The following is a 14,889-nucleotide window of genomic DNA, read 5'->3' as shown; positions in this document are numbered from 1 at the left end:
TGGCCGCGCTCCACGTCCTCGCGCTTGGTGCCGCGCAGCAGCGCGCCGATATTGTCGCCCGCCTCGCCCTGATCGAGCAGCTTGCGGAACATTTCGACGCCCGTCACCGTCGTCTTGATCGTCGGGCGGATGCCGACGACCTCGACTTCCTCGCCGACCTTGACAATGCCGCGCTCGACGCGGCCCGTCACCACCGTGCCGCGGCCCGAGATCGAGAACACGTCCTCGACCGGCATCAGGAAGGGCTGATCCTTCGGACGCTCCGGCTGCGGGATATATTCGTCGACCGTCTGCATCAGCTTCAGGATCGCGTCATGGCCGATCTCGGGCGTCTTGTTCTCGAGCGCCGCCAGGGCCGAGCCCTTGGTGATCGGAATATCGTCGCCGGGGAACTCGTATTTCGACAGCAGCTCGCGAACCTCGAGCTCGACGAGCTCGAGCAGTTCCGGATCGTCGACCATGTCGACCTTGTTCAGGAACACGACGAGCGCCGGCACGCCGACCTGGCGGGCGAGCAGGATGTGCTCGCGGGTCTGCGGCATCGGGCCGTCGGCGGCGGAGACGACGAGGATGGCGCCGTCCATCTGCGCGGCGCCGGTGATCATGTTCTTCACATAATCGGCGTGGCCGGGGCAGTCGACGTGAGCGTAATGGCGATTGGCGGTCTCATACTCGACGTGCGCCGTCGAGATGGTGATGCCGCGGGCGCGCTCTTCCGGGGCCTTGTCGATCTGGTCATAGGCCGTGAAGGTCGCGCCGCCCGTCTCGGCCAGAACCTTGGTGATCGCCGCCGTCAGCGACGTCTTGCCATGGTCCACGTGACCGATCGTGCCGATGTTGCAATGCGGCTTCGTGCGTGAGAATTTTTCCTTGGCCATGGCCACACTCCTTTAGAGACTGATTCCGCGACGTTGAGACGATCAGGCGTATTTCGCCTGAACCTTCTTCGACTCCGCCTCGGGGACCTGGTCGTAGTGGTCGAATTGCATCGTGTAGTTCGCGCGTCCCTGGGTGAAGGAACGCAGCTGATTGACATAGCCGAACATATTGGCGAGCGGCACCATCGCATCGACGACGACCGCATTGCCGCGCATGTCCTGACCCTGGATCTGCCCGCGCCGCGAGTTGATGTCGCCGATGACCGAGCCCGTATATTCCTCGGGCGTCACCACCTCGACCTTCATGATCGGCTCGAGCAGCACCGAGCCGCCCTTCTGCAGCGCGTCGCGGAAGGCGGCGCGCGAAGCGATTTCGAAGGCGAGCACCGACGAGTCGACGTCGTGGAAGCCGCCGTCGATCAGCGTCGCCTTGACATCGACGACCGGGAAGCCCGCGAGAATGCCGGATCCCATCACGCTGTTGATGCCCTTCTCGACGCCGGGGATATATTCCTTCGGCACCGAGCCGCCGACGATCTTCGACTCGAAGACATTGCCGGCGCCGGCTTCGTTCGGCTCGAAAATAATGATGACGCGGGCGAACTGGCCCGTGCCGCCGGTCTGCTTCTTATGCGTGTAGTCGATCTCGACGCGCTTCGTCAGCCGCTCGCGATAAGCGACCTGCGGCGCGCCGATATTGGCGTCGACCTTGTAGGTGCGCTTCAGAATATCGACCTTGATGTCGAGATGCAGCTCGCCCATTCCCTTCAGAATGGTCTGGCCGCTCTCCTGATCGGTCGAGACGCGGAAGGACGGGTCCTCGGCGGCGAGCTTCTGGAGCGCGATGCCGAGCTTCTCCTGATCGGCCTTCGACTTCGGCTCGATAGCGATCTCGATGACCGGCTCCGGGAACTCCATGCGCTCCAGAATCGCCGGCTTCAGCATGTCGCAGAGCGTGTCGCCGGTGCGGGTCTCCTTGAGGCCAGCGAGAGCGACGATGTCGCCCGCATAGGCTTCCTTGATGTCCTCGCGGTTATTGGCGTGCATCAGCAGCATGCGGCCGACGCGCTCTTTCTTGTCTTTGGTCGAGTTGAGCACAGTCGTGCCCGAGTCGATCTTGCCGGAATAGACGCGGCAGAAGGTGATGGTGCCGACGAAGGGGTCGTCCATGATCTTGAAGGCGAGCATGGAGAAAGGCTCGCTATCGGACGGATTGCGCACCAGCTCGTCGCCCGTGTTCATATCGACGCCCTTGATCGCCTCGCGATCGACGGGCGACGGCAGATAGTCGACAACGGCGTCGAGCAAAGGCTGCACGCCCTTGTTCTTGAAGGCCGAGCCGCAGAACACCGGATGGAAGGCGGTATAACGCACAGCCTTGCGGACGAGGCGCTTCAGCGTCTCTTCGCTCGGCTCCTGGCCGTCGAGATAGGCGGCCATGGCGTCGTCGTCGAGCTCGACCGCCGCCTCGATCAGCGTGGTGCGATACTCTTTCGCCTTTTCGACGAGATCGGCCGGGATCTCTTCGTCGTGATATTTCGCGCCGAGACCCTCGTCGTCCCAGACCACCGCCTTCATGCGGACCAGATCGACAATGCCCTTGAACAGATTCTCAGAGCCGATCGGCAGCTGCAGGCAGACCGGCTTGCCGCCGACCTTGGTGACAATATCGTCGACGCAGCGATAGAAATCGGCGCCGATCTTGTCCATCTTATTGACGAAGACGACGCGCGGAACCGCATATTTGTCGGCCTGACGCCACACGGTCTCGGTCTGCGGCTCGACGCCCTGATTGCCGTCGAGAACGCAGACGGCGCCGTCGAGCACGCGCAGCGAACGCTCCACCTCGATGGTGAAGTCGACGTGGCCGGGCGTGTCGATGATGTTCAGGCGCTTGCCGTTCCAGAAGGTCGTCGTCGCGGCGGAGGTGATCGTGATGCCGCGCTCTTGCTCCTGCTCCATCCAATCCATCGTCGCGGCGCCCTCATGCACCTCGCCGATCTTATGGCTCTTGCCGGAGTAATAGAGAATACGCTCCGTCGTCGTCGTCTTGCCCGCGTCGATGTGGGCCATGATGCCGAAGTTGCGATAGTCTTCGATGGGATGGCTACGGGGCATTTGAGATGTCCTCGATCAGAGGGCGACGAAAAGGGTTACCAGCGATAGTGCGAGAAGGCGCGGTTCGCTTCCGCCATGCGGTGCGTGTCCTCGCGCTTCTTCACCGCATTGCCGCGGTTGTTGGAGGCGTCGAGCAGCTCCGCCGAAAGACGATCGACCATCGTCTTGTCGTTGCGGGCGCGCGCCGCCGTGATGATCCAGCGGATCGCCAGCGCCTGACGGCGCTCGTTGCGAACCTCGACCGGCACCTGATAGGTGGCGCCGCCGACGCGCCGCGAGCGAACCTCGATGGCCGGCGCGACATTCTCGAGCGCCGATTTGAACACCTGCAGAGGATCGCTCTTGGCCTTGGCCTCGATGATGTCGAAGGCTCCGTAGACGATCGCCTCGGCGACCGACTTCTTGCCGTCGTACATGATCGAGTTCATGAACTTGGTGACGACGGAATCGCCGAACTTGGCGTCCTCGATGATTTCCCGCTTCTCGGCGCGATGGCGACGCGACATGTCTCTCGCTCCTTACTTCGGACGCTTCGCGCCGTATTTCGAACGGCGTTGCTTACGATCCTTGACGCCCTGCGTGTCGAGCACGCCGCGCAGAATGTGATAGCGGACGCCCGGAAGGTCCTTCACGCGGCCGCCGCGGATCATGACCACCGAGTGCTCCTGGAGGTTATGGCCCTCGCCGGGGATGTAGCCGATGACCTCGAAGCCATTGGTCAGGCGCACCTTGGCGACCTTACGGAGAGCCGAGTTCGGCTTCTTCGGCGTCGTCGTATAGACGCGCGTGCAGACGCCGCGCTTCTGGGGGCAGGCCCCGAGATGGCGGGACTTCTCGCGGTAGGTCTTCGGTTGCCGCGGCTTGCGGATCAACTGGCTGATCGTCGGCATTCCAGTTCCTTCGCTCCAGATCCTGAGCGCTCGTCCTCGCGCGCCCGGCGAATTGGCGAATAATAGATACCCCGCTCGCATTCGCTAGAACGCAAGCGAGCTGAGCGCCCTCGGCCCTCCGGCCCAAGGCGCTCCTCATGCAGAGGACCCCGTTTCCGGGGTCGTGCCTTCCTGGAGGACGCTCGCGCGCCCCATGATTACCAACTGCTTGGCAGTCTCAGGTGAGGCCGACAGCGTTTAAGTTCGAAGGGTTGCGAGCGCGGCGCTTGCAACGACGTGAACTTACTGCCTGTCGAAAGTGGGCGGAACCTAATGGCGCGTTACCGCCGCGTCAAGCGCAGATTGTGTCATGTAGAAGAAAATTAGTGGTTCGCGGAAATCGAGGCGAAAGCCGCGCCTTAGAGAGAACGCGAGCGCAGGCGCGCCCTATTCCCTCCGCGGAAAAGACCGGCTATCGCTGCGGCCACTCCCTTACGAGAAAGAGCCGCACGATGAAACTCCCCAACCAATTCTATCGCCCGCTCGCCATTGGCGCGCCGGCGCCCTTGCGCGAGCTTCCGGTGAAGGTCGAGCGGATGATCCATTTCGTCCCGCCCCATTTGGAGAAGCTGCGCGCCAAGGTGCCCGAGCTCGTCCGCCAAGTGGACGTTGTGCTCGGCAATCTCGAGGACGCCATTCCCGCCGACGCCAAGGAAGCCGCCCGCAAAGGCTTCATCGAGATGGCGAAGTCGACGGAGTTCGGCTCCACCGGCCTGTGGACGCGCATCAATTCACTGAACTCGCCTTGGATTCTCGACGATCTGATCGAGATCGTCGCCGCCGTCGGCAATAAGCTCGATGTGGTGATGTTGCCCAAGGTCGAAGGGCCGTGGGACATTCACTATCTCGATCAGCTGCTCGCGCAGCTCGAAGCCCGCAATGGCGTGACCAAGCCCATTCTCATTCACGCCATCCTCGAGACGGCCGAGGGCGTGAAGAATGTGGACGCCATCGCCGCAGCGAGCCCGCGCATGCATGGCATCAGCCTCGGCCCGGCCGATCTCGCCGCCTCGCGCGCGATGAAGACGACGCGCGTCGGCGGCGGCCATCCCGATTATCGCGTGCTCGCGGACGCCGATCCGGGCCAGGGCCTGCGCCCGTCCTATCAGCAGGATTTGTGGCACTACACCATCGCCAAGATGGTCGACGCCTGCGCCTCGGCGGGCATCAAGGCGTTTTATGGCCCGTTCGGCGATTTCTCCGATTCGCCGGCCTGTGAATCGCAGTTCCGCAACGCCTTCCTGCTCGGCTGCGCGGGCGCCTGGTCGCTGCATCCGACGCAGATCGCCATCGCCAAGCGCGTCTTCTCGCCCGATCCGGCGGAAGTGGCCTTCGCTCGCCGCGTGCTGGAGGCGATGCCGGACGGAACCGGCGCGGTGATGATCGACGGCCGCATGCAGGACGACGCCACCTGGAAGCAGTGCAAGGTCGTTGTCGATCTCGCCCGTCAGGTCGCCGCCAATGATCCTGATTATGCGGCGATCTACGGTTTCTGAGCCCTGCGCGCGGGCGGCCGGCCGCCCGCGCTTTACAGCGTTGACGCCAATGGCGGCGCTGCGCTACCGTTTCTATCGGTATGAAGCGTAACAGATGGCGTCGATCGATATGACGAGAGAATGTAGCGCCAAATTCACGATCGGGCAGGTCGTAAAGCACCGTCGCTATCCGTTTCGCGGCGTGATCTACGACGTCGATCCCGAATTCGCCAATACGGAAGAATGGTGGCTGTCCATTCCGGAGGAAGTCCGGCCGCGCAAGGATCAGCCCTTCTACCATTTATTCGCCGAGAATTCGGAGACGGAATACGTCGCCTATGTCTCGGAGCAGAATCTCCTGCCCGACAATTCCGGCGATCCGGTGCGCCATCCGCAGGTCGAGGAGACCTTCGAGCGCTCCTCCGACGGCTATTATCGCGTGAAGTCGGCCAAGCGGCACTGAGAGACGGCCGCTAGAGAGGCGTCGTTGCTCTGGATTCCCGGTCGGGCCTGCGGCCTGCCGGGCGTGACGGCGTCATCGCGATTTCGAACCCACTTCCGTCATTGCGAGCGAAGCGAAGCAATCCAGAGCCGCTGGGCGGCCCCTGGATTGCTTCGTCGCTGCGCTCCTCGCAATGACGGCCGAGGGGACGAGCCCCGGCGCTCGCCCCCATCGGGAGATCGAAACGCCGGCGCCTGCGAATGTCACTTCCCGGCGGGCGCGGCCGGCTTCTGCTGGCTCTCGAGCTTCTTGCGCTCTTCGTCGGCCTTCTTCTGCAGCTCTTCCTGCAGCTTCTTCTGCTGCTCCTCGAGCACCTTGGGGTCGACGGGCGGGCCGTCATAGGACTTGCCGAAACCCGTCAGCGGCAGAAGGAAGGTCACTTCATTGTTGACCTGATTCTTGACCACTATGGTCATCTTGTCGGCTTTCTTCATCTGGTCGATGAGCGCCGTCTTGACCTTGGCCTGCGCGAAGCAGCCATTGGGGAAGCAGATCTCGAACTCGCCGGCGTCCAGCGCGCCGGCGCCGACGGCGAAGCGGAAGCCCGGCTTCAGCAGCAAGCCCGGCGGCAGCAGCAGACGGATGATCTTGCTGTCGTCGCCCTTGGGGTCATAGACGGCGAGCGCCAGCAGAGGCTGATCGGCCTGAGCGCCGAAATCGCGCGTCGTGTAGCAGATTTCCTTCTTCGACTGCTGATCCGCGCCGCAGACCTTGGTCCACTCCGGCTGCACGGGGACGAGATCGGCCTTGATCGGCCCTTGCGGAGCCTGCTGCTGCGCGGGCGCGCCCGGCTGCGCCGGAGCGGTGGGGGCAGGGGCTGGAGCCGCGGGCCTTGGGGCCGGCTTCTGCTGAGCCTGCGCCACGCCCGCCGAAACGAGGAGAGCCCCCGTCAGAACCGCAGCGACGATCCGCGGAAATTGAATTGGCATAAGTCGTCCTTTCGAGTAGTGCACGATCGAGTGGGCGCACGGGGCGTCATTCGCGCGAGGAAAGAGCCTCTTACCTCCCCGTCCTCGGTCTTCGCCCTGGGACGGGGCGAAAGGTAGACGGCTAGCCTCATACAAAATCGACGCGCCGAATTCCAGCGGCCTGCGCGAGCCTCGAGCGAGACCGCCCCGCGCCGGGAGACGAGACGCCCAAGCCTATGCAGCCCTCGTATTTCCAAGAACATATGTGAATACCCCGAGTCCGTCGGAGACGTCTTGTCCCGGTCCACCCGCCCTGGAATATGGTCCACCCATGACGATTCGAGCGATTCGCGCCGCAATTCTCGCCACGCTTTTCCCCTTGTTCTTCGCAGGGGCGCAAGGCGCGAGCGTCATCGCCGCCGAGAGCCACGGCCTCGCCATGCATGGCGAGCCGGCTCTGCCGGCCGATTTCGATCATCTCCCCTATGCCGATCCGCAGGCCAAGCCGGGCGGACGGCTGCGAATCGGCCTGCAGGGCGCCTTCGACAGCCTCAATCCCTTCAACCTCAAGGCCGGCTCCACCGCGCAAGGGCTCGAGGGCAATGTCATTCAGCGGCTGATGGCGCGCTCGCTGGACGAGCCCTTCACCGTCTATGGCGTGCTGGCGCGCTCGATCGAGGTCGATGATTCGCGCGAGCATGTGACCTTTCGTCTCGACCCGCGCGCCCGCTTCTCCGATGGCGCGCCGCTGACCTCGGCGGATGTGCGCTTCTCCTTCGATCTGCTGAAGGCCAAGGGCCGCCCGCAGCAGCGCAGCGCCTATGGGCTGGTGAAGCGCGTCGAGACGCCGGACGCGCAGACGATCAGCTTCGATCTCACCGGCGCCAATGATCGCGAGCTGCCGCTGATCCTCGGCTTTTTGCCGGTGCTGCCGAAGCACGCGACCGATGTCGAGCATTTCACCGACGCCACGCTGAAGCCGCCGATCGGCTCCGGCCCCTATGTGGTCGAGGAGGTGGAGCCCGGCGCGCGGCTCGTGCTGAAGCGCGATCCCGCCTATTGGGGCAAGGACCTGCCCATGCAGCGCGGGCTCTATAATTTCGATCAGATCGACGTGAATTATTTCCGCGACGCCAATTCTCTGTTCGAGGCTTTCAAGGCCGGCGTCGTCGATTATCGCGAGGAGGCGAACACCACGCGCTGGGCCAGCGGCTATGATTTCCCCGCCGTGCGCGACGGGCGCGTCGCCGTGGAGACTCTGCCGAGCCCCGGCCCCAAAGGCATGGAAGGCTTCGTCTTCAACACGCGGCGGCCGATGTTCCAGGACGCGCGGCTGCGCGAGGCGCTGGGCCTGATGTTCGATTTCGAATGGATCAACGCCAATCTCTATTCCGGCCTCTACACGCGCACCAAGAGCTTCTTCGACGAATCGGAGCTCGCCTCCACCGGCCGCCCGGCGAGCGAGGCGGAGCGCGCGCTGCTCGCCCCCTTCCCCGGCGCCGTGCGCGAGGACATTCTGGAAGGGCGCTGGCGCCCGCCCGTCCATGACGGCACCGGCCGCGACCGCGAGCCCGCCCGCCGCGCGCTGGAGCTGCTCGGCGAGGCCGGCTACAAGCTCGTCGACAATCGGCTGGTGAAGAACGGCGATCCCCTCTCCTTCGAGATCATGGTCGCCAATCGCGATCAGGAGCGTCTGGCTCTGTTCTTCGTCTCCTCGCTGCAGCGCATCGGCGTGACGGCGAGCGTGCGCCTCGTCGACGAGGTGCAATATCAGCGTCGCCGGCAAAAGTTCGAATTCGACGTGATGTTCGGAACCTGGACCGCCTCCGCCTCGCCCGGCAATGAGCAGCGCATGCGCTGGGGCTCCGCAAGCGCCACGCAAGAAGGCTCCTATAATCTCGCGGGAGCCTCCTCTCCGGCGATAGACGCGCTCATCGCAGCGCTGCTGTCTGCGCGCGGGCGCGAGGATTTCGTCGCCGCCGTGCGCGCCTACGACCGCGCGCTACTCTCCGGTTTTTACATCGTGCCGCTCTATCACTCCTCGACGCAATGGATCGCTCACTCGACGAAAATCGCGAGGCCGTCGAAATTGCCCCGCTACTCTCCCTTGTTTGGCGCCACGCTCGAAACTTGGTGGAGGACGGAGCCGTGACGCTCGCCGATAGTTCCGGCCGCGCGCTCTCCCGCGCGCATCCGCTGACCATGTTCGGCCTCGACGCGCTGATCGCCGGCGCGGCGCGGCTGCGCCCCATGCGCCTCGCCGCCGCCGACGCCTCGACCGGCGCGGCGATCGACCACGCCGAGCTCGACCGCCGCGTCGCCGCCTTTCGCGCCGATCTGCGCAGCTTCGATTTTCAGCCCGGCGAGCGCATCATGCTCTTCGCCGCGCCGACCAGCGCGACTCTGATCGCGCTCATCGGAATCATCTCCGCCGGCCTCGAGCCCGTGGCGGCGCCGCTCGGCCTCTCGGTCGGCGCGCTGGCGGCGGGCGCGCGCGCCGTCGCGGCAGCGGCGCTCATCGCGCCGGCCTCGATCGGCGGCGAGAGCCTCGAGGAGCTGGTCTTCGGCGTCGCCTCGCAAGCGCCTTCGATAAGGCTCATCGGCTCGCTCGACGGAACCATAGACGGCGCAGTCGATTTCGGTCCGCGCTCGCGCAGCGAGAATGATTCGTCCGCCTCGACGCGCGCCGCGCCGGGCAAAAAAGTGCTGATCGCCGCGCTGGACCAATATGGCGCGCCACATTTCCACGAGCAGGCGGGACTCGTCTCCAGCGGCCTCGGCCTCATCGCCAAGGCGCATGTCAATGGCTCGGCGCCTCTGCTGTCGCTGGTCTCCCCGGGCTCGATCGGCGGCCTCGTCGCCGGGCCGCTCGCCGCGCTGCTCTCCGGCGCAGCGCTGCATTTCCTCGCGCCTTTCGACGGCGCCGATTTCCTCGCGACGCTCGACGCGCTCGGCCCGCTGCGCCTCGTCGCGCCGCGCGCGGCGATGGCTGATCTCGATGCGGCCGGCCTGCTGACGAGCGGCGCGCTGCTCGCCTGCGTCGCCGTCCATCGCGCCGGCGAGGACGAGCCCGCCTTCGAGCCCTCGCATCCCTATTCCTGCCCGATCATCGAGATCGGCGCGGACGGCGCCCTCCGTGCGCCCGCGCGCCCCGTGGCAGGCCGCGCCGCTTACTGAGCGAGGCGGCTCGAGGTCGCCGCGTCCCGCGCGCCGCCGCAGCAGCGCGCGATCGCTTCCGCGAACAGCGTTTCCTGCGGCGCCGCTTCGGCGAAGAGCGTCATGGAGGATTTGAATTTGAGATCGTCCGGCGCGCCGAAAACCCCGGCGAGCGGACGCTTTGCGGCGAGAACCAGACGCGTGCAGGCGCGCAGCCTCTCGCCCAAAATCTCATGCGCGAGAAACGCGCGCGCCTCCGCCGCCGAGCGGATCGCATAGCGCATCGCCATAGGGCTGGAGCCCAGCCCCTCGATCTGCGGAAAGACGAACCACATCCAATGCGTTCGCTTGCGCCCGGCGGCGAGCTCCGCCATCGCCGCCTCGATGACGGGAGCCTGCGCCTCGATGAAACGGCGTAGATCGAAGGGATCGTCGTCCGACATGCTTCGCCTCCGTCGGCGCGGGAAGGCCCGCTCTCCCGCTATTTCGCGCGCGCCCGCCGCCCGACGAGCGCCGCCAGCGCTACGCCCTCGCGCTCCAGCGTCTCCAAAATCCCGCTCTTGATGCGCCCGACCAGCCCCGGCCCCTCATAGACCAGCGCGCTATAGAGCTGCACCAGGCTCGCCCCCGCCTCGATTTTGGCGAGCGCCGCCGCCGCCGAATCGACGCCCCCGACGCCGATGAGCGGAAACTGCCCCTCGACGCGCAAAAAGGTCTCGGCGAGCATTTTCGTCGAGAGATCGAAGAGCGGCGCGCCCGAGAGCCCGCCCGCCTCTCTCGCGAAAGGCGAGGCCAAACTCTCCGGCCGCGCCAGAGTGGTGTTGGAGACGATCATTCCGTCGATCTCTCGCGCGCGCGCGACGCTCACCACATCGTCGAGCTGCTCGAGCGAAAGATCCGGCGCGATCTTCAACAATACGGGGCGCCGGCGCCTGGCCCGCTCGCGCGCCGAGAGCACCCGCGCCAACAGCTCGGAGAGCGCCGTCTTCTCCTGCAGATCGCGCAGGCCTGGCGTGTTGGGCGAGGAGACATTGATGGTGAAATAGCTCGCCAGCTCGGAGAAGGCCGCAATGCCGCGCTCATAATCGGCGATGCGGTCGGCGGCGTCCTTATTGGCGCCGATGTTGACGCCGACGATTCCGCCACGCGAACGTCGGGCGAGCAGCCGCTCATAGGCGAGCGTATGGCCGACATTGTTGAAGCCGTAGCGATTGACGATTCCGCGATCCTCGGCCAGCCGAAACACGCGCGGGCGGGCGTTGCCGGCCTGCGGCTTCGGCGTCAGCGTGCCGACCTCCGCAGAGCCGAAGCCCATGGCCAGCATGGCGTCGGGAACCTCGGCATTTTTGTCGAAGCCGGCGGCGAGGCCGATCGGATTGGGAAAATCGAGGCCGAAGGCGCGCGCAGCGAGGCGCGGATCGTCGCGCGGGGGCTTCGGCGCCGGCATCAGCTGCAAGGCCGCGATCGTCGCCTGATGCGCCGTCTCCGGCGGCAGGCGGCGGAACAGCGCGGTGGCGAGATCGCCGAAGAAAACCTCGATCATTCGAGGAGCCCCGCGAAATCATGGCCGCCATCCTCGCGCATCGGCAGGGCCGCCACTCTGGCGACGCGCTCGACGGGCAAAGTTCCATAGAGGTGCGGGAAGAGATCGCCGCCGCGCGAGGGCTCCAATTTCAGCGCGTCGCCGAGAGGCTCGGCCTCCACGGCGACGAGCAGAAGATCGGCGACGCCGTTGAAGTAACGCGCCGCCGTCTCCTCGACCTGCGCGCTGGTCGAGAAATGAATGTAGCCGTCGGCAAGATCGATCCCGGCGCCGGCGAAAACGCCCGCCGCCTCGGCCTCACGCCAGAGGGAAGCGGGGAGGAGCTTGTAGATGAGTGTCATGTCGGAGAGATAGCAGGCGTTCGGGGCGCCGCGGTAGGGGGTCGAATGAAGGGCTTGACCGCCGCCGACACAAAGATATATCTTAGATCGATCAAAATATGAACGATCCTTCATCTTCAAACTTCGGCTCGATCCAATCCTCGAGCCTTCGAACCCGGCGCGAACGCAAAACGAGCGCCGAACGAACAGGTGAAACTCCACTCATGCAAGACACATCTTCCAGGCGCATCGCGCCCATTCTCGGAGCGCTCGGCGCTCTTGGGCCGCTGTCGATCGATATGTATCTGCCGGCCATGCCGCAGATCGCGGCGAGTCTGAATGTCGGCGAAGGACAGGTGCAATTCAGCCTCATGTCCTTCTTCGCCGGCCTCATGATCGGCCAGCTCTTCTACGGCCCGATCTCCGACTCCATCGGCCGCAAGCCGGTCATCTATGCCGGGCTCCTGCTGTTCATCATCGGCTCCATCGGCAGCATCACCGCCGCAACGGCCGAGCAGCTCGCCGCCTGGCGCTTCATCCATGGGCTCGGCGGCTCGGCCGGCATGGTGATGGGCCTCGCCATCGTGCGCGACCTGTACACGGGGCAGATGGCCGCCAAGCTCATCGCGATGATGATGCTCGTCTTCGGCGTCGCGCCGATTCTCGCGCCTCTATTGGGCTCGGCGATCATCGCCGTCGCGCCATGGCAGGCTCTGTTCGGCGCGCTGGCGCTGTTCGGCGTCGCCGATCTCGTCCTCGTGTGGATCGCATTGCCGGAGACGCGCATGGAAGAGCTTCGCGCCGCCAGCCGCCCGCTCGACGCCGCCCGAAACTACGCGCATCTTCTCGCCAGCCGCCGCTTTCTCCCCTATGTGGCGGTGACGGCATTCTCGCAGGCTGGATTTTTCGCCTATCTCGCCGGCTCGTCCTTCGTCTTCATTTCGCTGCATGGCCTGACACCCGCCGCCTATAGCGCTGTCTTCGCCGTCAACTCCATCGGCCTGATGGCGGCCGCGCAGACCGCGCCGTGGCTGATGGGCCGTTTCCAGCCGCAAACGATCGTGCGCGCCTCTGTCGTGATCTATGCGGCGACGGCTGTCCTGCTGGCGGCGGTCGATATGGCCGGCGGCGCGAGTCTCGCCATGCTCGCCGTGTCGCTCTTTGTCATCATCGCCGCCAGGGCTGTCGTCATGCCCATTTGCAGCGTCATGGCGCTCGAATCCTATGGCGCGATTTCCGGCACGGCCTCGGCGCTGCTCGGAGCGCTTCAATTCGGCGCCGGAACATTCGCGTCCTTCATCGTCGGCGCAACGGCCAATGGCGCAGCTCTGCCGATGATCGCCGCTATCGCCGCTTGCGGAATCGCCGCATGTATCGTGGCGTTCGCCGCCTTTCCGAAGCCGGCTTCCACTCTTGCGCAGGAGCGGCGCCCCGAGCCCGCGTCGGCCCCATGACTCCCGCCCAATTCCACGCCTCCCTCGCCGCTACGACGCCCCCTGCCCTCTCGCCGCCGCTGCTCGCGCTGTGGAAAAACGCCAAAGGCGATTGGGACGGCGCGCATAAATGCGTCGATACGTCGAGCGAGACGGACGCCATGTGGGTGCATGCGTTTCTGCATCGGGCGGAAGGCGATCTCGGCAACGCCGCCTATTGGTATGCGCGCGCTGGCAAGCCGTCCGCGACCGGCCCGCTCGGGCAAGAATTCGAAGCGATTCTCGCCGCTCTGCTAGGGCGATAAGGACCAGCCCCTCACCCTGAGGAGCCGGCGAAGCCGGCGTCTCGAAGGGTCGGACGCCCCGCCTTCTGGATCATCCTTCGAGGCTTTTTGCTGCGCAAAAAGCGCCTCAGGATGAGGGGGCTGTATGTCTCGCGGCCAGAATCTCGCGCGCCTTCGCCGCGTCGTCCCGCATTTGCGCGGTGAGCGCGTCGAGCGAGGGGAACTTCGCCTCGCCGCGAATGAAGCCGATGAAGGCGACCTCCACCGTCTTGCCGTAGAGATCCCCGTCGAAATCGAAGACGAAAACCTCGAGCAGCGGCGCGCCCTCCGCCTCCACCGTGGGCCGGCGGCCGAAATTGGCGACGCCCTCGCGCACCACGCCGTCCGCCTCCAGCGTCACCGCGTAAATGCCGTGGCGCAGCTTGTTAGAGGGGTCGAGCGCGATATTGGCGGTCGGAAAGCCCAGCGTGCGGCCGAGCTGGCGGCCTCGGGTCACGACGCCCTCGACGAAATAGGGATGGCCGAGCAGTTTCGTCGCCAGCGCGACGTCGCCGGCGGCGAGCGCCTCGCGCGTCGCGGTGGAGGAGACGGCCTCGAGGCTGCCGGCCTCGTCCTGCGTGATTCGCGGCACGATCTCGACGATGAAGCCCAGCCGCTCGCCCTCGGAGCGCAAAAACTCGGGATTGCCGGCGCGCTTGGCGCCGAAGCAGAAATCATAGCCCGCCACCGCCGCCGAGACGCCGAGCCGCTTGCGGAGAATCTCCTGCGTGAACTCCTGCGGCGGACGCGCGGCGAAGTCCTTGTCGAAGGTGAGGATCACCATGCCGTCGAGGCCGAGGCGGGCGAGCAGCGCAGCCTTGGCGTCCGGCGGCGTCAGCCGGAAGATGATCGATTTGCCGGCGAAGCAATCGGCCGGATGCGGCTCGAAAGTGAGCAGCGCGCAGGGCTTGCCGACCTTTTGCGCCAGAGCCTGCGCATGAGCGATGACGCCCCGATGGCCGCGGTGCAGCCCGTCGAAATTGCCGATGGCGACGACGGCCCCCTCGAGCCCCGGCGGCGGGGCGAGCGGGTCGCGGGCGACGATGAAAGGATGCGCGGAAGGCAAGGCGGCGTCCAAGGCTTTGTGCGGTGCAGGAGCCGGCTCACTTTGGTTCGGATGACGCGTCATGTCCAGAGCGAGAGGGTCGCAGGGCGTTCGAGACCGCTGCGCAACCCTCCCCCTCATGCTGAGGAGGCTCCGCAGGAGCCGTCTCGAAGCGGGAGGGGGAGGCTCCAGTAGACAGCGCAATGAAGCCGCCCACGTCCTTCGAGACGCCCGCTTCGCGGGCTCCTCAGGATGAGGG

The 14,889-nt window shown here is 65.6% G+C and carries 15 protein-coding genes; 6 read left to right on the top strand and 9 right to left on the bottom strand.

What is annotated here, in order from left to right; genetic code table 11:
* The 4 genes from tuf to rpsL all read right to left on the bottom strand — a co-directional run.
* A partial coding sequence (tuf, locus tag EDE12_RS06195) for an elongation factor Tu (protein ID WP_134188004.1) occupies nt 1-878 on the bottom strand: 878 nt, incomplete at its 3' end.
* Between the two features lie 42 nt (nt 879-920).
* Entirely contained in the window at nt 921-2,996 is a 2,076-nt protein-coding gene (gene fusA, locus EDE12_RS06190; protein ID WP_026599371.1) for an elongation factor G, read from the bottom strand.
* A 35-nt stretch (nt 2,997-3,031) separates the two neighbouring features.
* The gene (rpsG, locus tag EDE12_RS06185; RefSeq protein WP_018266642.1) at nt 3,032-3,502 is read right to left on the bottom strand and encodes a 30S ribosomal protein S7; all 471 of its coding nucleotides are present in this window, start codon (nt 3,500-3,502) and stop codon (nt 3,032-3,034) included.
* 12 nt (nt 3,503-3,514) lie between these two features.
* Nucleotides 3,515-3,886, bottom strand: a complete 372-nt coding sequence (gene rpsL / locus EDE12_RS06180) for a 30S ribosomal protein S12 (RefSeq protein ID WP_003610013.1) — start codon at nt 3,884-3,886, stop codon at nt 3,515-3,517.
* A 491-nt stretch (nt 3,887-4,377) separates the two neighbouring features.
* Here rpsL and EDE12_RS06175 point away from each other — a divergent pair, with 491 nt between their 5' ends.
* Together EDE12_RS06175 and hspQ are read left to right on the top strand one after the other, a co-directional pair.
* A complete protein-coding gene (locus EDE12_RS06175; RefSeq protein WP_026599372.1) occupies nt 4,378-5,421 on the top strand; it encodes a CoA ester lyase in 1,044 nt (347 codons plus the stop codon).
* A 109-nt stretch (nt 5,422-5,530) separates the two neighbouring features.
* Nucleotides 5,531-5,863 carry a heat shock protein HspQ gene (gene hspQ, locus EDE12_RS06170; RefSeq protein WP_024881014.1) on the top strand — a complete coding sequence of 111 codons (333 nt, stop codon included), beginning with the start codon at nt 5,531-5,533 and terminating at the stop codon, nt 5,861-5,863.
* A gap of 242 nt (nt 5,864-6,105) precedes the next feature.
* Here the strand turns inward: hspQ and EDE12_RS06160 are convergent, their stop codons facing one another.
* On the bottom strand, nt 6,106-6,831 hold the full coding sequence (locus EDE12_RS06160; RefSeq protein WP_024881015.1) for an invasion associated locus B family protein: 726 nt from the start codon (nt 6,829-6,831) through the stop codon (nt 6,106-6,108).
* Between the two features lie 310 nt (nt 6,832-7,141).
* Between EDE12_RS06160 and EDE12_RS06155 the strand changes: the two genes are divergently transcribed.
* Nucleotides 7,142-8,962, top strand: a complete 1,821-nt coding sequence (locus EDE12_RS06155; RefSeq protein WP_026599373.1) for an extracellular solute-binding protein — start codon at nt 7,142-7,144, stop codon at nt 8,960-8,962.
* Entirely contained in the window at nt 8,959-9,987 is a 1,029-nt protein-coding gene (locus tag EDE12_RS06150; RefSeq protein WP_245267391.1) for an AMP-dependent synthetase, read from the top strand. The genes EDE12_RS06155 and EDE12_RS06150 overlap by 4 nt, the downstream gene beginning before the upstream one ends.
* On the opposite strand, the gene EDE12_RS06145 is transcribed toward EDE12_RS06150, so the two are convergent.
* Genes EDE12_RS06145 through EDE12_RS06135 form a run of 3 tightly spaced genes read right to left on the bottom strand, consistent with a single transcriptional unit; the run spans nt 9,981 to nt 11,850 of the window.
* Nucleotides 9,981-10,409 carry a DUF1810 domain-containing protein gene (locus EDE12_RS06145; RefSeq protein ID WP_024881018.1) on the bottom strand — a complete coding sequence of 143 codons (429 nt, stop codon included), beginning with the start codon at nt 10,407-10,409 and terminating at the stop codon, nt 9,981-9,983. The genes EDE12_RS06150 and EDE12_RS06145 overlap by 7 nt on opposite strands.
* Before the next feature lie 38 nt (nt 10,410-10,447).
* On the bottom strand, nt 10,448-11,509 hold the full coding sequence (locus tag EDE12_RS06140) for a quinone-dependent dihydroorotate dehydrogenase (protein ID WP_024881019.1): 1,062 nt from the start codon (nt 11,507-11,509) through the stop codon (nt 10,448-10,450).
* A complete protein-coding gene (locus EDE12_RS06135) occupies nt 11,506-11,850 on the bottom strand; it encodes a DUF952 domain-containing protein (RefSeq protein ID WP_024881020.1) in 345 nt (114 codons plus the stop codon). The genes EDE12_RS06140 and EDE12_RS06135 overlap by 4 nt, the downstream gene beginning before the upstream one ends.
* A gap of 203 nt (nt 11,851-12,053) precedes the next feature.
* Here EDE12_RS06135 and EDE12_RS06130 point away from each other — a divergent pair, with 203 nt between their 5' ends.
* Nucleotides 12,054-13,283, top strand: coding sequence for a multidrug effflux MFS transporter (locus EDE12_RS06130; protein WP_026599374.1), 1,230 nt, complete (start codon nt 12,054-12,056; stop codon nt 13,281-13,283).
* On the top strand, nt 13,280-13,567 hold the full coding sequence (locus tag EDE12_RS06125; RefSeq protein WP_026599375.1) for a hypothetical protein: 288 nt from the start codon (nt 13,280-13,282) through the stop codon (nt 13,565-13,567). Before EDE12_RS06130 ends, EDE12_RS06125 begins: the two co-directional genes overlap by 4 nt.
* Nucleotides 13,568-13,673: 106 nt before the next feature.
* Here the strand turns inward: EDE12_RS06125 and EDE12_RS06120 are convergent, their stop codons facing one another.
* A complete protein-coding gene (locus EDE12_RS06120; protein ID WP_026599376.1) occupies nt 13,674-14,663 on the bottom strand; it encodes a bifunctional riboflavin kinase/FAD synthetase in 990 nt (329 codons plus the stop codon).
* Nucleotides 14,664-14,889 lie beyond the last annotated feature (226 nt).

The sequence above is a fragment of the Methylosinus sp. sav-2 genome (assembly GCF_004366495.1).
Lineage (GTDB): Bacteria > Pseudomonadota > Alphaproteobacteria > Rhizobiales > Beijerinckiaceae > Methylosinus.
The sequence above is the reverse complement of the archived record's forward strand: the minus strand, read 5'-3'. Positions and strand labels throughout refer to the sequence as shown.